Genomic DNA, 20754 nt, shown 5'->3' with positions numbered 1-20754 from the left:
CGGGGCGGGCCTATGCCGAAACTGTCCAGATGGGCTGGCGTTCTTTACCATCAGCGCCTGATCCGTGGTGCACCATTCAAAAAGGGAAAGGCGGTCATGCGGGAAAAGGATTCAGTGTCGATCTACTTCGTCCAGTTGATCGTCCACGCGCTGCGCGACCAGCCGCTGCGTTTGCAGTCGGTTCTTGAGGCGGCGGAGATCGACATGGCGCTGCTCGACGACCCCACGGCGCGGGTCTCGGCCAGCGCGTTTGCGGCGTTGTGGCTGATTCAGATCAAGGAACTGGGCGACGAGTTTTTCGGCCTCGACTCCCACGGCATGCCCCTGGGCAGCTTCGCCCTGATTTGCCGGGGGCTGATTCAGGAACCCACTCTGGAAAAGGCCCTGCGCCAGTGCCTGAGCAATTTCGGCCTGTTCCTGCGCGACTTTCGCGGCAGCCTCATTGTTCGCGGCGCGCGCGCCGTGCTCGCGGTGGACACCACCACGGACGACCCGGTCCGGCAGCGCTTCGGTGAGGAAACGTTCTTGCTGTTGATGATCAGCCTGTTGTGCTGGCTCGGCGGGCGCCGCATCAGCATCGACCGCGCACAGTTTCGCCAGCGCCGTCAGCGTCTCAGCGACGACTCACTGCTGTGGGGGTTCAACCTGAGTTTTGGCGAGCAACGCACCGAAATCGAGTTCTCCAGCCACTACCTGCGTCTGCCGGTGGTGCAGTCGTTGCCGTCGCTCAAGTCGTTTTTGCGCACTGCGCCGCAGTGGCTGGTCATTCGCTACCGCAACCAGCGCGGGCTGGCGGCACAGGTCTATCAGCGCCTGCGCAACAGCCATTACGGCCACTGGCCGACGCTGCTGGAAATGGCCGATGAACTGAAACTCAGTGCCACCACCTTCCGCCGTCGGCTGGAGCGCGAGGGCTGCGCGTTTCAAGGGATCAAGGATGACGTTCGCCGCGGCATCGCCCAACAGAAGCTGCGCGACACCGAGCTGAGCGTGGTGGAGATCGCGTCCTTGGTGGGATTTCAGGAGCCCAGCGCGTTTCACCGGGCGTTCAAGAAATGGACGGGGGAAAGTCCGGGCGGCTACCGCACTAAGCAAACCACCCGACTCATTACAGCGGACTGATGAGGCGCCACTGGCCTCAGGGCAGCCACGCCTCGCGCCAGGCCTGAACAGCCGCGTCGTCGAACATCCAGTCGCGAAGCACCTGCTCGCGCAAGTCGTCGCCCAGCAGCGCCGCGCTGGCCAGATCCATCGTGTGGGCACGAATCAGGTTGACCCAGGCCTCCAGCGTGTTTGGCACACGCGTCACCGGCAAGTCGCCGGCGTAGGCGCGAACCTCGCTGCAGATCACCGGCACACCGCAGGCGCCCAGTTGCAGCAGGGTGATGTTGTTCTTGCAGGCGCCGAACAGGTTATCCACGGCGGGGAGCAGGGCCAGATCGAGGTTCAGGTCGGCGACGGCTGTGGCGTATTGCTCGGCGGGCGGCCGGTCGTGGAATTCATGGGCATGACTGCGCAGCACGCCCTGGTCATCGCCCATCACGATCCACTCCACCTCTTCTGCCAGGGCCTCGACCACGGCGAGGATCATGTGCAGATCCTGTGGCTGCCAGCGATCACTGACCAGACCGACCCTCGGCTTGCCACCCACGCCACGGCGCGAGACGAGGTTGCCCCAGACCTGAGGCGACAGGCGCGAAGGTAGCAGCCGCACGTCCGCGTGAAATTCGCGAGCGATATCGGCGAGCACTTGGGTCGAAGCGATCACGCGATGGGCCTGGTGCAGGCTCTTCTGCAGCAGGTCAACGCACTCGGCATCGAAGGCGAACGGGTCTTCGCCTGGCGTCCGGGAACCCAGATGAAGGTCATTGATGTCGAGCACCACGAAGGCATCCGGCAACAGCTGGGCGCGGGCGATGGTTTGCAGGTGGTCGGCGTCGAGCCGGGCCTGAAACACCACGACGTTAGGCTTGAAGCGACCCTCCTGAGGAATCGACAGCGCTTGGCTGCTGAGCATGCCGTCCACAACACCGGCGGCTTGCAGCGTCTCGAACGGCGCGATCACCCGCTCATGGGGCGAGGCCCAGAGGCCGGCGGGGTAGGCCAGCACCACCGGATCGCGGCGCCAGGCCATCGGCCGCCAGACCAGCGGCATGTTGAGTTCGAGCTCGACCGATTGCAGGTCGAACGAAAGATTGCGGTTGAAGGCGCTGTCGTTCGCCAGGGTCGGCAGCCATTTGCGGTACATCGCCAGTTGCTCGCCGACGAAGCGCTTGCGCTTGGCCTGCTGCGTGGCGGTGTCGACGTGGGTCTGGCTGACGCTGCCCTCGTGGATCAAGACCGAGTGGGGTGTCCAGACATTCAGGTAGCCGAGGGCGCCGACTTTCATGCACAGATCGACGTCGTTGTAGGACACGACGAAGGCCTCTTCGTCCAGCCCGCCGACTTCCTCGTAAATCGAGCGGCGAACCATCAGGCACGCCGCCGTCACCGCGCTCAAGTCCTGATCCACCTGCACGCGCTGCATGTAACCCTGAATGTGCCCGGGCTCACCGATGTGCTGGTGACCGGCGGGGCCGTCCATGCCCAGGCGCACGCCGGCATGCTGCATCCGCCCGTTGGGGAACAGCAGCTTGGCGCCGACCACGCCGACTTCAGGGCGCAACGCATGATTGAGCAATTCGTCCAGCCAACGCGTATGGACGATGGCGGTGTCGTTGTTCAGCAGCACCAGGTACTCGCCCTTGGCCTGGGCCGCAGCGACGTTATTGATGCGCGAATAGTTGAACGGGTGCGGGTAACGCAGCACGCGCACCTGCGCCGAGCCCAGGGCGTCGATGCGCGCCAGCCATTCAAGGGCTTCGGGGGTCTCGCTGTTGTTGTCGACGATGAGCAGTTCGTAATTCAGGTAGCGCGTGGTGTGCAGCAGGGTCTCGACGCAGCGCTGCAAAAACGGCAGCTGATCCTTGGTCGGGACGATGATCGACACCAAGGGTTGATCGGTGTGGCCGTAGCGCACGTGGTAGCGGCGGGGCAGGGTGTGTTCGATGCTCGCCTGCGAATAACCGCGCACCTGCAGATGGCGCTGCAATGTGGCGATTTCGTCGGGATTATCCACCGCTTCCGGCAGGTCACAGACCAGCAGCGGCTCACTGATGTGAACGATCTGCCCGGCGCCTTCACGCTCATTCAACCGCAAGATCAGGTCGAATTCAGCGGCATCGGCGAAGCGCTCATCGAAGCCGCCGAGGTCCACCAGGGTCTGCCGCCGGAACAGCCAATGACCTGCGGTCAGCAGCGGGTAGCTCAGCAGGTAGTCGAGGTTGAAGTCCGGGCGCATGGCTGAACTCAAGCCACCCCGAGGCCGCCGGTGCATTTCGTCGGCGAAGGCGGCGCGGGCGTCAGGGGATTCGAGCAGCTTCAGCGCGCTGGCAGCGAGGCCAAACGGCGTGAATTGGGTGCCGGCGTCGATCACGATCAGCCAGTCGAAACGGTGGTTTTCGACCACCTGATTCAGCAGCGCGGCAGCGTTCATAGCGCCGATGGTATGGGTGGTCAGCCTAGGGCCGACCAAGGTGGCCAGCAGCTCGGTCGCGTCGGTCAACACCACGACGTTCATGGCAGCGTGCAGGGCGCCGTGGAGGGCCAGGCTGTCGAGGCTGCGCTGAATCTTCTCCGGGGCGTTGCCGACATCCTTGATCACCACCAACAGCGAAGGCGCGCCGACGTCAGCCAGGTGCTGGTCGATCTGCGTTTGCTGGTCGGGCGTCGGGACGCGATGACCGAGCCAGGCCTCGACCTGCTGCGGGTTCAGCCGTTGCGGCAACGGCGCGGACAACTGCGCCAGCAGGTTGAAATCGGTAAACCCCTGGGTTGCCGACAACGGGCGGGCGCTGACCCAGCCGTTGTCCAGCGACGTGCTGGCCCAGCCGGCTTCTCGGATCAGCCGATGAAACAGGGGCAGGTGATCACTGTCCGTGCCGACAATTTCGATGCCTTGTTCGGTCAGCTGTTGCGGCGCGATGCGTGTGCCCGTCAGCGTCGCCGGCAGCAGGATCAGCTCGGCGTCGTGCAGCAACTTGGCGTACAGCGCCAAGTGCCCCAGCGGGCCGACGGATTCACCGTTGAGGGAAAACAGATCGGCGCCCAACGCCAGCAGGTCATCGCGGCGACACAGCACGCTGCTCAACTCACCGATGAAATTGCAGGTGAACTCCCCCAGCAGCCCGACGATGTCAGGCCCATTGAATACCGTGGGCTCGGTGACGCGAAAGCGTGTCGCCAGATTCTCTTGCAGCGCCTCGCCCTCGGCGTTCAACCACTGGCGGTGCGCAGCCACCAGTGAGGCCTGGGGATTGACCTCCAGCGCCGCGACCATCTGCTGAATGCAGTCCGGCGCCAGCACGGCGTCACCCGCCATGAACTTGATGTACTGCCCGGAAGCTTCGGCAACGGCGCGGTTGAAACAGGCGTCTGCGCCCTCGGGAAATTCGTTGCGCAGGTAGCGAATCGGCCAGCGGCACGACGCCCGGTACAGGTCCGTTACGGTTTCTGCCAGACCGTCCGTGGCGTCGTCGCAGATCACGATTTCAATGGCATCGTGGGTCTGCCCGATCACGCTGCTCAGCGCGGTTTCAAAAAAATCGGTACGGCAGACGGCGATGACGACACTGACCAGTCGTTGAGAATCCATGGGGGTATCCGGTAGTTGAAAAACGTGCCTCGAACATCGGCGCATTGACAGCAAAACGGGTGCGCAAGCGACCCGTCATGAAAATGACGCCTCGGGCATGAACATCCGATGAAGCAATATCCCGGCCAACGAATGGGCATCAGGTTTTGCCGTGAAACCTGCATCTACTGGCCAATTAATGGCCCCGCGAGGGTGGCCAGTGGTGCTCGTGAGATACGTCTTGAGGCCTGCTGGAAAGCGTGCTTGAGTAGATTAATGATCGTCGTATTCATGCCGATACTCGAAAGACAGGCGGCTGTGCTTCACGCCGATCACCTTCCAATCACTGCTCCAGGCAGACAGCGGGACATACCATGGCAACACCTTCGAAATTCGATAACGACACGTTCCAGCTGGCCCGCGATCACTTGCAGCACTTCGTCAAGAAGACCGCCGAGTTGCTCCACGAAGAGACCGGACGGTTGTTGGAAGTCGGGCCCCAGGAGCGTTCGCTGGTTCGGGAAAGTTTCACCCAGTTCGCCGTTGATACCTTCGACATCGTCGACACTTACGGGCCGACCCTTGTTGGCGATATCACCCGCAAGAACGAATTCATTGCCGACAGCGCCTATGACTGCGTCGTTTGCATGGAAGTCATCGAGCACACGCTGAACCCGTTCGACACCATCAAGGAGATTCGCCGCATCCTCAAACATGAGGGTTATCTGCTGATTTCCGCCCCATTGAACTGGCGCATACACGGTCCGAGCCCGGACTGCTGGCGCATTACCGAACATGGCTGGAATGCGCTGCTGCGCGACTTCGATATCGTCGAGATCGATATTCTCGAATCCCCGGACCGTGAGCTGTTTCCGATTCGCTATAACGTCCTTGCCCGGTGTAACAAGTTCAAGGAAACCAAAGACAGCGAACTGACGTTCCGTTTCATATGAACGCCGCCATGCACGACACCGTGAAGTCCCTTGAGGCGCTGATTCCCGCGCTCTCGTCGGGCACGTTCAACGTCGACGTGTTCCGCAAGACAGGCGTCTTCGTGGTGCGCAACGCCGTGCCACGGGCGGTCGTAGAAGCATGGCAAGACGAGTGGAAAAGCTTTTACAGCGCGGTGCTGAAGAAGGGCCGGGACGTCAATCGTGCCAACCCGGTGTCCCTCAACGAACAGCTGCCCGAAGGCCTCGCGCACCTGTACCGCGAGCCGGTTTTTGCTAATACGCTGAAGCCGCTGATGGGCGAGCACATCGCGTTGTATAACCATCGCTTTGTGATCAAGGACGCGCTGAGTGCGAACAAAGTGTTTTTGCACCAGGACAGTTGTTATCACGCAGGCAATAGCAACAAGTGCAGCGTTTTTGTGGCGATCAGCGCCGTGAACAAAGACAACGGCGGCATGACGTTTCATGTGGGCTCACACGCGTTGGGTTCTCTGGGCGATGCCGGTGAGATCAATCCCGCCAGTTTCGAGGTGCAGTGGCCGACGGTCACCCCCGAACTTGCGTCGGGCGACTTCGTGATAATGGACAGTCGCTTGTGGCATGAGTCAGGACCGAACGTTTCGGGCGTCGATCGCATCATGGCCGACATGATTATCCAGCCTGCCGACGACCCCACCGGGCAAGAACTGATCTGCGGCGAATGGCAGACCAACCTATTTTTCTCGCCCAAAGACATCACGCGTCACTTCGTCAATTCACGCATTCTGAAGATCGTTAAATACGAAAGAGAACTGGCGCAGTTGAAGGCCGACGCCGCACGTGTCGCCACTGACTCAACCGAATGATTCAAAACGCCGGACCTGTCCGCGCGTTGCAGGTATCAGTCGATACCGCCCCCTGAACACTGACCCCGCTGGCGCAGCTTGACCCAATTATGCGCCCCTGCGTCTGACAACCGATTTGAGGAGAGAAAATGGATACCTGTCTCGCGACCCGCACATACGCGCCTTCAGCGCTGATGCACATTCGGCCCTACCGCGTGCTGAGCATTGAGGACGGCCGGGAAGAAGAGGTCAAATTCTTCATGCCCCCCGCCGACGGCGCCGGCAGCCTGACGGCATTTGAATCGGTGATGCTGCTCAAGCTGGTCCGCGCCATCAACCCGGACTTCGTGTTCGAGTTCGGCACCTTCGACGGGCGCACCACCCGATTGGTGCTGGAAGATCTGCCGGACAACGGCGACAGCGAGCCACGGATTTACACGCTGGACCTGCCGGATACCGACGGCGTCGTGTTCCAGGGCGATGACAAGTTGCTCGCCGAAAAGGCCGTGCTGTCGAGCCGCAAGTACAACCAGTCGCCGAAAAAGGCCATGGTCAGGCAGATCCTGCAAGACTCCATGACCTTTGATCCGTCGCCCTATGTGGGCAAGTTCGATTTCATCTTTGTCGATGCCAACCACGAGTACGAATACGTCAAGCGTGACACCGAAAACTCGCTGAAGATGCTCGGTGGCGACAGCAGCTGCATCGTCTGGCATGACTACGGTAATCCGCAGTTTCCCGAGCTGACCCGCTACCTGGAAGACCTGGCCAGCAGTCTGGAGCTGTATCACATCGAAGGCACGATGCTGGTGTTCCACATGCGCGGCGCGAAGATCGGTGAGGAAAGAACTGCAGCGTGATGACGATGGGCGCTGATCCTGCGCGGGCCACCATAGTGGCCCGCAAAGACAGCATTCCGCCGCTGGAGATTGACTGGGTGTACCGGCGTTTTCGCGAGCAAGCTCGCTCCCATAATTGATCGCAGAACGCCTGACCCACGTCGTTGGCTGCAGTCAATCCAGATGCAACGGCCTGATCGCCTCTCGAGCGCGCCGTTTTTTTGTCTCCCCTCGATTCTTCCAACTTTCCCGGAAACCCCTGTACCCCATATGATCCGTGGCCTGGCGCCTGCTTTTCGGGTTCTGGTTCGGAACTTGCTTCAGTCCCGCTACGCATCGGCGAAGGCGTCCGATCATGGTCCGTGGAGTGGCGAGAGATGGTAGAGCAAGCAGTGGCACTGGAAGAGCAAGTCGTCGCGTTGATCGAAGAAGCGATGGAAGCCGATGAGGGCACCCTCAAGGTCGACCAGCCGCTGGACTGGGATTCGATTGCCCTGGTGACCTTTATGGCCCTGGTCGACGAGCGCCTGGAGAAAACCATTTCGGCTTCGCGCCTGAACAAGTGCGAAACCGTCCGGGACGTCATCACGCTGGTTTCGGAATGAACCCGGTTTCCGGATAAGGCGCTCCATTACCGAAAGCGCTTCAACATCAGGGCGGCCACGCGGCCCTCGCTGTAGCGCTCTCACGCGTGACCCCGTTTTCTGGACAGACTCATGACGTGCACAGCCTCACAACGGATCGCGCCGGACCTGGTGAAAGCCTACTGGCATCCGCTTTGCCTGAAGTCCCAAGTGGCCGACGACAAGGATTTTGTGCGCTTCAATGTGCTGGATTTCGAAGTCGTGGTGTTCAACGACGCGGGCAATCTGATCGCCTTCGACAACCGCTGCCCCCACCGGGGGACGCGGTTTTTCACCGAAGACGCAGGCCATCAACGGATTCTCTGCCCCTACCACGGCTGGAATTACGCGGACGGTCAGCTGCGCATCCCTGACGCCAAGCGTTTCGTCGGTTGTGACATCGGCAGCGCCAGCCTGAATTTCTTCAAGCTGGCGACTTGCGGCGAGTTGGTGTTTTTTGCCATCGAACCGCGGGCGTCGTTGCCTGACCAGTTGGGCCAGGACATCTTCACCCTGCTTGAGCAGACCACCCCGGATTTGAACAAGCCCTCGGATTTCAATCGGTACGCCTTCGAAGCCGACTGGCCGATTTCCCTGGAAAACGCCCTCGAGCCGTACCACATCCCCCTCGTGCACCGGGACACCTTGGCGACCCTGAAACTGGGCGCCGGCGAGAATGTGTTCTACGGCGAGAACTCCATCTGGTACGCCCCGGTGGAGAACGAAAAGGTCGCCCGACGGCTGGAAAGCCTGTCGCGCTTTTTCACCCCGAGGGATGCCTACGCGGGGTACGTGAGCCTCTTTCTGTATCCGTTTTCGATGCTGTCCTCGACCTACGGCTATTCGTGGTCGATGCAGAATTTCTTTCCTTCTGCACAACCCGACCGGACCTGGTTCACCAGCCAGCTGTACCCGCTGCGTGCCGCGTCCGAGCGATACGACGAGATCGTGTCCACGTTCATGACGTCCACGGCCGAGAACAACCGGGCCGTGTTCGAAGAAGATCACACCATCTGCAAAAGAATTCCTGGCGACACCTGGTCCTGGAATGCCCCGCGTTATCACAGCTCGCTGGAAGCCAAGCTTCTGCATTTTCGGGCGTCCTGCGCGGAGTGGGCACGACAGGCCGGTGCCGTCACAACGGTTGGCGAGGAACGGGTATGAGTAGCGTCACTGGCAGTAGCGATGACGCAGTGCGCAGCATTGCCAACGTCAAAATCAGGGGCATCGCCTGTGCGCTGCCCAAGGGCGTGTCGGATGTCGCGGACCTGACCGGGCGCTTCGGCGACGAGAGCATCGCCAAGATCATGGCCAGCACCGGCATCGAGCGCCGGCATGTGGTGCAGGACGAATGCACGTCGGACCTGTGTGTCGAGGCGGCCGAGCGTCTGTTGGCGGATCTGGCCATCGACAAAACGTCCATCGACACGCTGATCTTCATCACCCAGACCCCGGACTACGTGCTCCCGGCCACCGCCTGCACCTTGCAACGGCGCCTCGGTTTGCCGGTCACCACCGCCGCGCTCGATGTGAACATGGGCTGCTCGGGTTACGTGTATGGACTGTGGATGGCGTCGGCGATGATCGCCGGTGGCGGCAGCCGACGCGTGCTGCTGCTGGTCGGCGACACCATCAGCAAACTGGTAGCGCCGGGCGATCGCTCGGTGGCCGCGCTGTTTGGCGATGCCGGTTCCGCCACGTTGCTCGACCACGATGACACCGTTGCCGGCGCGCCTTTCGTGCTTGGCACCGATGGCCGTGGCGAGAAGAACCTTATCGTGCCCGGCGGCGGGTTTCGTGACCGCAAGGGGGCCGATGGCTCCACCAGTGAAGACGATGTGCGTGGCCCGTTCGACCTGTACATGAACGGCACCGAGATCTTTGCCTTCACCCTGGCCCGCGTGCCGGGGCTGGTGCGCACCCTGGAAAAGCACGCCGAGGAACAGCAACGCTCCATCGACAAATATGTGTTCCATCAGGCCAACCGCTTCATGCTCGAGCACCTGTCGAAGAAGACCAAGTTGCCGGCGGAAAAGGTCGTGCTCAATCTGCAGAACGTCGGCAACACCAGCAGCGCGTCGATTCCCTTGGCGTTGAGTCTTGGCGCGAATGCGGCCACGGCCGACAGCGGCTCGACCCTGCACGGCCAGCACCTGCTCGCCGGTTTCGGCGTGGGTTATTCGTGGGCCGGCTGCATCGTCGATCTCGACAACACGTGGATCAGCCCGCTGACGCTGGTCGGCACAGACAGTAGCGAGGCGTAAGTGCAGAGCAATCCTTTTTCCCTGGACGGCATGTCCATCCTGGTCACCGGCGCGTCTTCCGGGATCGGCCGTGAAGTGGCGATCTGGCTGAGCCGACAGGGCGCACGAATCGTCGCCGTGGCCCGTGACGCTCAACGCCTGGAAGAAACCCTGAGCCAGTTGCACGGCGAAGGGCATTCGGTCGAAGTCTTTGATTTTCTGGGTGGCGGCGACGTCTCCGCCTGGCTGAAAGCCCTGTCGCGCAACGGCTCGCCATTCGACGGTCTGGTGCATGCGGCAGGCGTGCAATTGCCGCTGCCGATTCGGGCCATGGGCCTGGATCACTGGGAAACCATTTTCGCCACCAACGTCACGTCCGGTTTTTCCCTGATCAAGGCGTTCAGGCAAAAAGGCGTGTGCCGCAACCCGTCGAGCATCGTCATGCTGTCGTCGGTCATGGCTCAGGTCGCCCAACCCGCGTTGATCGGTTACTGCGCGAGCAAGGGCGCGGTTGAATCCATGGTTCGCGCCGCCGCCCTTGAGCTGGCGCGGGAAGGCATTCGCGTCAACGCCATTGCGCCCGGCGTGATCAAAACCGAAATGGCGGAGAAACTCGAAGGCCTGGTCGGCGAAGACGCCATGGCCGCCATCGAACGCAAACATCCGCTGGGGCTCGGTCATCCGCTGGACGTGGCCTACGCCGTCAATTATCTGCTGTCACCGGCCGCGCGCTGGGTCACGGGTACGTCGCTGGTTGTCGATGGAGGTTACCTGGCCGAATGAACACCAAAAAACTCATTATCGTCGGCGCAGGCGGGCTGGGCCGGGAGGTCCATTCCTGGCTCAAGGACTGGGTCGAGCACAACCCGGATTACGTCATCGGCGGCTTCATCGATGACGGCAGCCTGTCGCTCAATCGCTTCAATCATTACGCCGACATTCTCTCGACCATCGACGCCTACGAACCGGCCGACGATGAGCTGCTGCTCTGCGCCATCGGCAAGCCCGCCGACAAGAAATACGTGGTGGAAAAGCTGCTGGCCAAGGGCGCGGCGTTCTTCACGCTGATTCACCCGACGGCCATCGTTGGCGAGAACGTGACGATCGGGCGGGGCGTGCTGGTCTGTCCGTTTTCGGTGCTGTCGGTTGATCTGGTCGTTGGCGATTTCGTCACGATCAACTCGCTGTGCACCGTCGGCCATGACACCGTCATCGGCCAGTTCTCGACCCTCAGCGGGCACTGTGATCTGACCGGCGGCGCGGTGCTGGAAGACGAAGTGTTCCTCGGTTCGCGCGCCTCCGTGCTGCCCAAGGTGCGCGTCGGAAAAGGGGCTGTGGTCGGCGCCGGCAGCGTGGTGCTGCGGACGGTCAAACCCGGCAGCGTGGTTTTCGGTGTGCCGGCCAAGTGCATCTCAGGATAAGAACGACATGCCTACCTACGCTCGAATCGCCGAAATCGAATACGAATTGCCCGAGGGCGTGCTCGACAACCAGATGCTGGCCGAAGCGTTTCCGGAGTGGGACGTCGACAAGATTTTCCAGAAGACCGGGATCAGCCAGCGGCACATCATTGCCGACGACGAGACCGCCTCGGACCTGGCGTTTCGCGCCTGCGAAAAACTTTTCGCCAACAGCGCCACGGCGCGAGAGCAGATCGACTGCCTGATCTACTGCACCCAAAGCCCCGATCACATGCTCCCGGCCACCGCCTGCATCCTGCAGCATCGCCTGCAACTGTCCCAGCACTGCGCCGCGTTCGATTTCAATCAGGGTTGTTCGGGATTTATCTACGGGCTGGGCATTGCCAAGGGCTTCATCGAATCCGGCCAGTGCAAGAACGTGCTGCTGATCACCGCCGAAACCTACAGCCGCTACATCAACCCCCGGGACAAGAGCGTGCGCACGCTGTTTGGCGATGCGGCGGCCGCCACGTTGATCAAAGCGTCGGACGAGGAGGGGCCTTGCCTCGATCGTTTTCGCTACGGCAGCGACGGCGCCGGAGCGAACAACCTGATCGTACCCATGGGCGCTGCCCGCCGGCCGTTCGATGCAGAACAGATGCCCGTCGATTACGAAGACGACAGCGGCAATGTCCGTTCGGACGCGGACCTGTACATGAACGGCCCGGCGATCTTCGAATTCTCCATGACCCGGGTCCCGGCCTTGTTCGCCTCACTGTTCGACGAGCAGTTCACGGTCGAGTCTTCCGACCTGTTCGTCTTTCACCAGGCCAACCAGTTCATGCTCGAAGCGCTGCGTCGTCGACTGAAGCTGGCGCCGGAGAAATTCATCACCGAATTCAAACACTGCGGCAACACGGTGTCGTGCAGCATTCCGATCGCGCTGAAAGAGGCGCTGAAGAAAGGCCAGGTGCAACCCGGCAGCGTGATCACGGCGGTGGGGTTCGGCGTGGGGTATTCGTGGGGTGGCTGCGTGATTCGCTGGTGAGCGAAGGCGTCACCCTCCGGCGCGTAAGGTGACTGTTCAGCCGCACGCAAAAAGGGCTCCACGAAGGAGCCCTTTTTTATTCAGCGGTCCAGCAACACCTGACGCCAGCGCTGCAGATACGCCTCATCCATAATCCAGTCACTCATCACGCGCTGCTTCAACGCCTGCCCGAGTCGTTTTGATTCGTCCAGATCGTTGAGGTGCTGGTCGATCGCGTCGGTCCAGTCGGCAGTCGTGTTGTGTACCCGCGTCAGCGGCAAATTGTTGCGCAGGCCCTGCACGTCGGTGGCGATGACCGGATAGCCACAGGCGCCGAATTCCAGTGCCAGGCGGCAGCTTCTGTGTTCGCCGAACACATCGTGGCCGGCTGGAATCAGGGCGAGGTCCAGGTCGAGACACGCCAGCACGCCGGGGTACAAGACACCTTCCACCGGGCTGCGCCATTCATGAACATAAGGGCGCAGGGCCTGCGGGCACGGGCCCATGATGATCCACTCGACCCGGTCGGCGAAGGCCTTGATCACGTCCGCAATCAACGCCAGATCGTTCACCTCAGCCTGCGTGCCGACCCAGCCGACCCGTGGCTTGTCATGGGGCAGCGACTGGCACTGCACTCGCCGCCAGTGTTCGCTCAAGCGGGTTTCGATGACGTGAATGTGCGGATGCAATGCGCTCAGTTCGTCGGCCAGACCTGTGCTGGACACCACCACCTTGTCCATCAGCGCAAGGCTGGCCTCAAGACCGGCACGCACCTGTTGCGCTGAAGGCGCGCCCGGCAACCGTTCGGCTGACGGCGGGTATTGATCCATGTCGCAGATTCGCAGCGCCTGGCTGTGAGCCTTGATCGTGCGGATGTCGGCGAGGGACGCGTCGCTCAAGGGGCATTGGAGGATCAACGCGTCCGGGCGCAGGCGGGTGAACTCGCCGAGGGTCAGGACGTCTGGCACGGACACATGCTCGATCAGCAGCGCGTCAGCGAGGGTGTCCAGCGCACCGTTCAGGCGTTGGCTCGCCGGGCAGAGGTCGTTCAGGTGGGACAGCACGATCGGCACGGGGCGCCAGCTCAGCGGCCGCCAGGTCAGTGCGGTGTTGGTTTCCAGCTGCAGGCCCTGGGCGCGGGCTGAAAAATTGTCGTTGTACGCAGGGTCATGGGTGATGTACTTCAGCCATTTGGTGTACAACGCGTGCTTTGCGTGTTCATCCGGCGCTTCGGCCTGGGCCGCTTCGTGAAGCAGCACCACGTGGGGCGTCCAGACGATCAACCGCCCGGATTCCTTCACGCGCAGGCACAGGTCGACGTCGCGATGACGATTGTTCAGCGCGCCCTCGTCCAGCCCGTCCGCCGCATCAAACAATGCCCGACTGATCATCAGGCACGCATCGCTGACCGCGCTGTAATTCTGATCCACCGTCAGCCGCTGCATGTAGCCTTCGCTGGCGCCGCTCTGGCCGCGGAACACCGGGGTGACCGGCTCGTGCAGGCCAAGGATCAGGCCTGCGTGGCGGATGGTGTTGTCCGGCGCCAGCAGTTTTGCGCCGACGATGCCGACTTCCGGCCGCTGCGCATGATTGAGCAGGTTGTCGAGCCAGTCGCCGTGCAACACGGCGGTACTGTTGTCGAGCAGCAACAAGTACTCGCCGGTCGCCTGGCGTGCGGCGCTGTTGTAGAGGGCAGAGCGGTCGAATTCGCCGGGATGACGCAGCACGCGCACCTGCTCCAGCCCCATGGCCGCGACGCCGTTCAGCCAGTCAACGGCCTCAGGCGTCTGACTGTCGTTGTCGACGATGAGGATCTCGTAATTCGGGTACGTGGTTTTTTCCAGAATGCTCTCGACGCATCGCTGCAGGAGCAGGATCTGATCCCGGGTGGCGATGATGATCGAGACCTTGGGCCGGCCCGCGTGGCCGTACTTGATTTGGTACTGCCGGGGCCGCGTCTCGATCACTTGGCCGTTTTCATAGCCCCGGGCGAGCAAGTGGCGCTGCAGCGTCCGCGTTTCATCGGGGTTCGACTCGCGTGCGTCAGGGCGATAGGTGACTAGGGGCTCGGCAATGTGTTCGAGGCCGCCCATGCCATCGTGCTCGATCAGGCGAAGGATCAGGTCCAGCTCAAGGGCCTGAGGGTAGTGCGGGTCGAATCGGCCGGCATCGATGACCGAATAGCGGTTGAACATCCAGTGCTTGCTGGTGACGGCGGGGCAACTGAGCAGATAGTCGAGGCTGAAGTCCGGCCGCAGCATGACTTCCGACGTGTCGTCCTGGGGCTGGGCGATTTCATCGGCGAACAGGGCCCGGGTAGTCGGCCCTTCGCTGATCTTGACCGCTGCCTTGAACAATCCGGCCACGCTCACGGTCGCGCCTGCGTCGAGCATCAGGAACCAGTCGAAACCCTGTTCGTCCATCAGCCGGTTGAGCTGCGGCGCGGGGTTGTGCCCCGTCACCGGCAGATAAATGGCGGGACTGTCCGCCACGGGTTGGGGCGTGTCACGGCTGCCGTCGTAGAGCACGAATACGCTCGGGGGCATCCAGCCGCGGGTGGCGGCTTCGACGCTGACCAGGGTCTTGATCAGCGCCTGCTGGCGATTGTGAAGGTCGCAAATGATGACCGCAAAGGTCGGCGCGCCATTGTGCTGCTGGAAGTACTGCACGATGTGCGGCTTCTGCGGCCCGGCGGGGCGTCGCTGCCAGGCCCACTCCAGAATCTGGTCCTGGCGGATCTCCGACGAGGATTTCTGCAGAAACCAGGCTCGCAGGTTAAAGGGCGCGAAGTTCTCCCGGTCACGCAGGGGGGCGACCTTTACGTCGCCGTTGTCAGCCAGCTCGCGCAGCCATCCCAGCTCTTTGGTGATGCGGTAATAGTTGGCGTGACCTTCTTTGGCGATCTGCGGCGTGGCCCTGGCGATGCTGCTGCTCTGGGTGTCGGTCATGCGGAAGCGCGACAGCGGTCGGCCGAGCAGGGCCAGATTGCCTTCTCGGAGCAGCTTGACGTACAGGCTCATATCGCCAAGCCAGTGAATAGGCAGACCTTTGAGCGACATGATGTCCTGACCATACGCCAACACGCTGTCGCGCCGGCACATGACCGAGCTGGGTTCACCCATGAAGGTCAACGGCAGCTCCGAGAGCAGCGCCACCAGCTCCGGCCCGTGTATGACCACGTCTTCCTGGAACGGGAAAAACGTCAGGACGTTATCACGCAGAACGTCGCCTTTCTCGTTGATCAGTCGACGGGTGGCCGCCGCCAGGGTGATGTCCGGGTAACCGTGCAGCACGTCGACCAGCGCGCTCACACACTCGGGCTCCAGCAGGTCGTCGTCGTAGAGAAACTTGATGTACTCGCCCCGCGCCTCCCTGACCCCGCGTGCGCCGTTCAGCGCCTCGCCCAGCGAATCTTCGTTGTAGAAATAACGAACGGGAAACGGGCTGTCAGGGGTCAGTTGATCCACCAGCGCGCGAATGCCGCCGTCACGACAGTCGTCGCAGATCACGATCTCCAGCTGATCGTAATCCTGGGCGAAGGCACTGCGCAGCGCCAACTCGAAGTACGTGGGCTTGTAGGCGGGAATGACGATGCTGACTAGGCGTGAAGCGCTCATCGGGTTACCTTGCGACGGATGACGGGCGCCGGTTCACGCTCATGGGGGCGGACCGGCGATGTGAATGTGGGCGCGGCTCAGCGGTGCTCGGCCAGCACCGTCTGCATGATCGCGATAATGCGGGCGAATTCATCCGGGGTGAGGCTATCGAAGATCGGCAGGCACAGAACCCGATTCGACACGTCGCTCGCCACCTGCAGGCGGTCCGGTTTGGCGGATTCCAGGCTGCGGTACATCGGGAACGACGAGATCAACGGGTAGAAATAGCGCCGGACCAGAATGTCCTGCTCGCGAAAGCGCTCGAACAAGGCGTCTCGGCTGATGGGGAAGGCGTCGCCCACCAGCACCGGGAAGTACGAATAGTTGTGGTGCTCGCCGGGGCTCCAGAGCAAATCGATGCCCGGTATTTGCGTCAGTGCTTCGCGGTACATCGAATCAATCTGCTTTCTGCGTTCCAGCGCGCCATCGATGTAGTTGAGCTGCAACAGGCCGAACGCGGCGTTGATCTCGCTCATCTTGCCGTTGATGCCGGGGGCAACGACGGTCACTTCATCGGCGAAACCGAAGTTCTTCAGGTAATCGATGCGTTTTTTGGTTTTAGCGTCCGGGCAGACAATCGCGCCGCCCTCGAAGGTGTTGAAGACTTTGGTGGCGTGGAAACTGAGCACCGACAGGTCGCCGTTGCGCAGCAGGCTCTGCCCCTGGTGCTGCACACCGAAGGCGTGGGCGGCGTCGTAGATCACTTTCAGGCCATAGCGGTCGGCGATTTGCTGGATGCGGTCGACGTCACACGGCATGCCATAGCAATGCACCGGCATGATGGCCGTGGTCGCCGGGGTGATGGCCTCTTCGATGCGGTCAGGGTCGAGATTGAAGGTGCCCGGCGCGATGTCGACAAACACCGGTTTGAGCCCGTTCCACAGCAGCGAGTGGGCGGTGGCAACGAACGAGTAGGGCGTGGTGATGACTTCGCCGGTCACGCGCAACGCCTGCAACGCCGTGAGCAGCGCCAGCGTGCCGTTGGAAAACAGGCACAAGTGGTCGACGCCCAGGTACGCGGCCAGGTCTTTCTCCAGCTTTTCATGGAAAGGCCCGGCGTTGGTCAGGCGCTTGCTGTCCCATATCTGCTGCAGATACGGCATGAACTCTTCCAGCGGAGGCAGCAGAGGCTGGGTGACCGGGATCGTTTTACTCATAAGCTTCCTGTGCTCTCTGACGCGCTGCGGTCTGTGCGCGTTGACGCACGGCGGAACGCCCGCGCTGTGATGGCTGGCGTCGTCGAACGCTCGCCGTCATCGAAATGGCGTTTGCGGCGCTATGGCACCGAAAAAGCAAGAAGCCGGCCAACCCGCCGTGCGGCAAAGATGCGCTTGATATTCCGAACGCCTGACGCTTATTTTGTACGCCTTGCCGCCCTGCGGCCTGCCCCATAAAAAGGATTTGAGTCATGAGTAGCGATGACCACCATTCACTCGCGCAGCGACTGATGGGCATTGATGAAATTGAATGCGTCACGCCGGATCTGAATGGCGTGCCCCGAGGGAAGGTGATGACCGGGGAGGGCTTTCTCGAAGGCCGTCGGTTGCAGCTGGCGCGGGGCGTGCTCCTGCAATGCATCATGGGCGGCTATCCGCCGTCGAAATTCTATGGCAGCGACGATGGCGACCTGGCCTTGATCGCTGACCCGCAGCAGATCCACCGTCTGCCGTGGAGCGACGAGCCTCGCGCACTCGCAATCTGCGACGCCGACGAGCTCGACGGCCAGCCGTCGCCGCTGTCCACCCGCGGCCAGCTCAAATCGGTGATCGCCCGCTACGCCGGGCATGGCTGGTCACCGGTGGTGGCCACCGAGCTTGAGTTCTTCGTCTTCGGCGCCAACCCGGATCCGAGCCAGCCCTTCCAGCCGCCGGTCGGTCTGGACGGTCGTCGCGAGGACGGCCAATCGGCGTTCAGCATCAGTTCCAACAACGGCCTGCGGCCGTTCTTCAAGGAGGTCTACGCCTGCATGGCGGCGCTGGGCCTGCCCCGCGACACGGTTATGCACGAGATGGGCGTCAGCCAGTTCGAGATCAACCTGCTGCACGGCGATCCGCTGCTGCTGGCCGACCAGACATTTCTGTTCAAGCACATGCTCAAGGAAGTCGCGCTCAAGCACGGCCTGATCGTGGTGTGCATGGCCAAACCGCTGGCGCACACCCCCGGCAGTTCGATGCACATTCACCAGAGCGTGGTCGCGACCGCCACCGGCCAGAACATCTTCAGCGACGATCAGGGAGAGGCCACTGAGCTGTTCCATCACTTCATCGGCGGGCAGCAGGCGGCGATGGCTGATTTCACCGCGTTGTTTGCGCCCAACGTCAACTCCTATCAGCGCCTGTGCCATCCGTTCGCCTCGCCGAACAACGCGTGCTGGTCCCACGACAATCGTTCGGCGGGCCTGCGCATTCCGGCCAGCGCACCGGTCGCCCGTCGGGTCGAAAACCGTCTGCCCGGCGCCGACGCCAACCCGTATCTGGCCATTGCGGCCAGTCTGGCTGCGGGGCTTTATGGTATCGAGCACGCGCTGGAACCGTCGCCGCCGATCCAGGGCGAATTCGTTGTGCCCGATAATCTGTCGTTGCCATGTACCCTGCACGCTGCCCTGGAACGTCTGACTCGCAGCTCGTTGGCCAAGGAACTGTTTGGTGCCGAATTCATCGAAGGCTACGTCGCGTCGAAGACCCTGGAACTGACCAGCTTCTTCAACGAAATCACCCCCTGGGAGCGCCGCGTTCTGGCCGCTCAGGCTTAAGAATCGCTGTTCGGAAATCCTCTGAAGCCGGGGATTTCCGTTTTTTGGAAAGCTATGCGCCAAATCTGGAAGTCCTTTCGAGCGCTGTATTTTGCCTCGCTGATGATGTTGATCGGCTCGGGCCTGCTCAGCACCTACCTTGCCTTGCGTCTGGCCGCCGATCAGGTCGATGGCCTGTGGGTGGGTGCGTTGATGGCCGCGAACTATGTCGGTCTGGCCCTGGGCGGCAAGATCGGCCACCGGCTGATCGGCCGGATCGGGCACATTCGCGCGTACGCGACCTGCGCCGGGATCGTCGGCGCGGCGGTGCTGGGCCACGGGCTGTTCGACTACCTGCCGGCGTGGATTTTCCTGCGGATGATTGTCGGCCTGGGCATGATGTGCCAGTACATGGTCATCGAGAGCTGGCTCAACGAGCAGGCCTCGCCCAAGCAGCGCGGCACGGTGTTCAGCCTGTACATGATCGCGTCGTACCTCGGGCTGGTGCTCGGCCAGCTGATTCTGGTCATCCACCCGCAACTGGGCCCTGAGCTGCTGATGCTCGTGGCGATGTGTTTTGCCCTCTGCCTCGTGCCCGTGGCAATGACCCGCAGCATTCACCCGGCACCGATGCACCCGGCACCGCTGGAGCCGCTGTTCTTCATGCGCCGGGTGCCGCAATCCCTGACCACCGTGTTGAGCGCCGGCATGATCATCGGCTCGTTCTACGGTCTGGCGCCGTTGTATGCCGCGCAACAGGGGCTGTCGACCGAGCATGTCGGCCTGTTCATGGCCAGCTGCATCGGCGCGGGCCTTATCGTGCAAGGCCCGCTGGGCAAGCTGTCAGACCGCTACGACCGCGCCTGGCTGATTCGCGGCGTGGCAGGTTTGCTGGTGCTGGCCTCGCTGCCGCTGGCGATTCTCCCCAGCGTGCCGATGGAGCTGTTGCTGGCGGTGGGATTCCTGGCGTCCCTGCTGCAGTTTTCGCTGTATCCGCTGGCCGTGGCCTTCTCCAACGACCACGTCGAAGGCGAACGCCGCGTGTCCCTGACCGCTATGCTGCTGATGACGTACGGCGTCGGCGCCAGCGTCGGCCCCCTGGTGTCCGGCGTGCTGATGAAGATGTTCGGCAGCAACATGCTCTACGCCTTCGTCTGCTTCGTGGCGCTGGTGCTGGTGCTGCGTATTCGTCCAAAAGCCGTCACCAACCTGCACCAGGTCGAAGACGCCCCGCTGCACCACATCGCGATGCCCGACAGCATGTCCAGCTCCCCGCTGGTAGTTGCCCTTGACCCTCGGGTTGATGAGCAGGTCGTGCAGGATCAGATGCAGGACGTTGAGCCTGAGGTTTCGTCGGATGTGGCGCCGGATATGGCGGCTGAATCTGAAGTGCAGCCAGAGATGGTGGAGCGGGTTGTGGCGTCGGGTGAGGGCGTTGTGCGTCCGGTGGCGATTATGGATGAGGAAGTGGCTGCTGAACCTGATGCGGCTGGGCCGGAGGAGGCGGTTGAAGTGCGTCGGGATGTCGGGGTGGATCGGCCTTTGTGATGGGGCCTGGCTGATTCCGACCCCGCCGAGTGCATCTGCTTTACCGCTAAACCTGTAGGAGCGACCGGGGTGGCGGTCCACCTTGCCCGCGAAGGCGCAATGTAAGTGACATGGATTTCGCCTGGCCTGGCGCATTTGCGAGCAAGGTGGAGCGCCACCCCGGTCGCTCCTACAGTTGATCTCCATTCAACTGCCGATCAGTCGCGCGCTGAACCTGCGGTGCGCTTGCTCAAGAATG

General features: G+C 62.2%; 15 protein-coding genes. 12 read left to right on the top strand and 3 right to left on the bottom strand.

What is annotated here, in order from left to right; genetic code table 11:
• Window positions 1–96: 96 nt before the first annotated feature.
• The gene (locus AC07VF_RS20510; RefSeq protein WP_495009915.1) at window positions 97–1122 is read left to right on the top strand and encodes an AraC family transcriptional regulator; all 1026 of its coding nucleotides are present in this window, start codon (window positions 97–99) and stop codon (window positions 1120–1122) included.
• A 16-nt stretch (window positions 1123–1138) separates the two neighbouring features.
• On the opposite strand, the gene AC07VF_RS20505 is transcribed toward AC07VF_RS20510, so the two are convergent.
• A complete protein-coding gene (locus AC07VF_RS20505; protein WP_495009914.1) occupies window positions 1139–4693 on the bottom strand; it encodes a glycosyltransferase family 2 protein in 3555 nt (1184 codons plus the stop codon).
• A gap of 353 nt (window positions 4694–5046) precedes the next feature.
• Between AC07VF_RS20505 and AC07VF_RS20500 the strand changes: the two genes are divergently transcribed.
• The 9 genes from AC07VF_RS20500 (at window position 5047) to AC07VF_RS20460 (ending at window position 12602) form a co-directional block, all read left to right on the top strand.
• On the top strand, window positions 5047–5625 hold the full coding sequence (locus tag AC07VF_RS20500) for a class I SAM-dependent methyltransferase (protein WP_192172673.1): 579 nt from the start codon (window positions 5047–5049) through the stop codon (window positions 5623–5625).
• Window positions 5626–5633: 8 nt separating this feature from the next.
• Window positions 5634–6470 carry a phytanoyl-CoA dioxygenase family protein gene (locus AC07VF_RS20495; RefSeq protein ID WP_495009913.1) on the top strand — a complete coding sequence of 279 codons (837 nt, stop codon included), beginning with the start codon at window positions 5634–5636 and terminating at the stop codon, window positions 6468–6470.
• Between the two features lie 128 nt (window positions 6471–6598).
• Window positions 6599–7309 (top strand): class I SAM-dependent methyltransferase, encoded by a 711-nt coding sequence (locus AC07VF_RS20490; RefSeq protein WP_495009912.1) that lies wholly within the window; start codon window positions 6599–6601, stop codon window positions 7307–7309.
• A 356-nt stretch (window positions 7310–7665) separates the two neighbouring features.
• A complete protein-coding gene (locus AC07VF_RS20485) occupies window positions 7666–7893 on the top strand; it encodes an acyl carrier protein (protein WP_237254702.1) in 228 nt (75 codons plus the stop codon).
• A gap of 111 nt (window positions 7894–8004) precedes the next feature.
• On the top strand, window positions 8005–9075 hold the full coding sequence (locus AC07VF_RS20480; protein ID WP_495009911.1) for an aromatic ring-hydroxylating oxygenase subunit alpha: 1071 nt from the start codon (window positions 8005–8007) through the stop codon (window positions 9073–9075).
• Window positions 9072–10175 (top strand): 3-oxoacyl-ACP synthase III family protein, encoded by a 1104-nt coding sequence (locus tag AC07VF_RS20475; protein WP_495009910.1) that lies wholly within the window; start codon window positions 9072–9074, stop codon window positions 10173–10175. Before AC07VF_RS20480 ends, AC07VF_RS20475 begins: the two co-directional genes overlap by 4 nt.
• Entirely contained in the window at window positions 10176–10937 is a 762-nt protein-coding gene (locus tag AC07VF_RS20470; RefSeq protein ID WP_346628730.1) for an SDR family NAD(P)-dependent oxidoreductase, read from the top strand.
• Complete coding sequence (locus tag AC07VF_RS20465) at window positions 10934–11575, top strand: acetyltransferase (protein WP_495009909.1); 642 nt, start codon at window positions 10934–10936, stop codon at window positions 11573–11575. The genes AC07VF_RS20470 and AC07VF_RS20465 overlap by 4 nt, the downstream gene beginning before the upstream one ends.
• A gap of 7 nt (window positions 11576–11582) precedes the next feature.
• Window positions 11583–12602: a ketoacyl-ACP synthase III gene (locus tag AC07VF_RS20460; RefSeq protein ID WP_495009908.1), complete on the top strand. Its 1020-nt coding sequence runs from the start codon at window positions 11583–11585 to the stop codon at window positions 12600–12602.
• Between the two features lie 80 nt (window positions 12603–12682).
• Here AC07VF_RS20460 and AC07VF_RS20455 read toward each other — a convergent pair whose 3' ends face one another.
• Both AC07VF_RS20455 and vioA read right to left on the bottom strand, forming a co-directional pair.
• A complete protein-coding gene (locus AC07VF_RS20455) occupies window positions 12683–16198 on the bottom strand; it encodes a glycosyltransferase (protein ID WP_495009907.1) in 3516 nt (1171 codons plus the stop codon).
• A gap of 77 nt (window positions 16199–16275) precedes the next feature.
• Window positions 16276–17394 (bottom strand): dTDP-4-amino-4,6-dideoxy-D-glucose aminotransferase VioA, encoded by a 1119-nt coding sequence (gene vioA, locus AC07VF_RS20450; protein WP_192172665.1) that lies wholly within the window; start codon window positions 17392–17394, stop codon window positions 16276–16278.
• Between the two features lie 353 nt (window positions 17395–17747).
• Here vioA and AC07VF_RS20445 point away from each other — a divergent pair, with 353 nt between their 5' ends.
• Both AC07VF_RS20445 and AC07VF_RS20440 read left to right on the top strand, forming a co-directional pair.
• Window positions 17748–18989, top strand: coding sequence for a glutamine synthetase family protein (locus AC07VF_RS20445; protein ID WP_495009935.1), 1242 nt, complete (start codon window positions 17748–17750; stop codon window positions 18987–18989).
• A gap of 54 nt (window positions 18990–19043) precedes the next feature.
• Window positions 19044–20516 carry an MFS transporter gene (locus tag AC07VF_RS20440; protein WP_192172664.1) on the top strand — a complete coding sequence of 491 codons (1473 nt, stop codon included), beginning with the start codon at window positions 19044–19046 and terminating at the stop codon, window positions 20514–20516.
• Window positions 20517–20754 lie beyond the last annotated feature (238 nt).

The organism is Pseudomonas sp. GW821-FHT02H06 (assembly GCF_059421525.1).
Note: the sequence above shows the minus strand (reverse complement) of the source record. Positions and strands in the feature narration are given on the sequence as shown.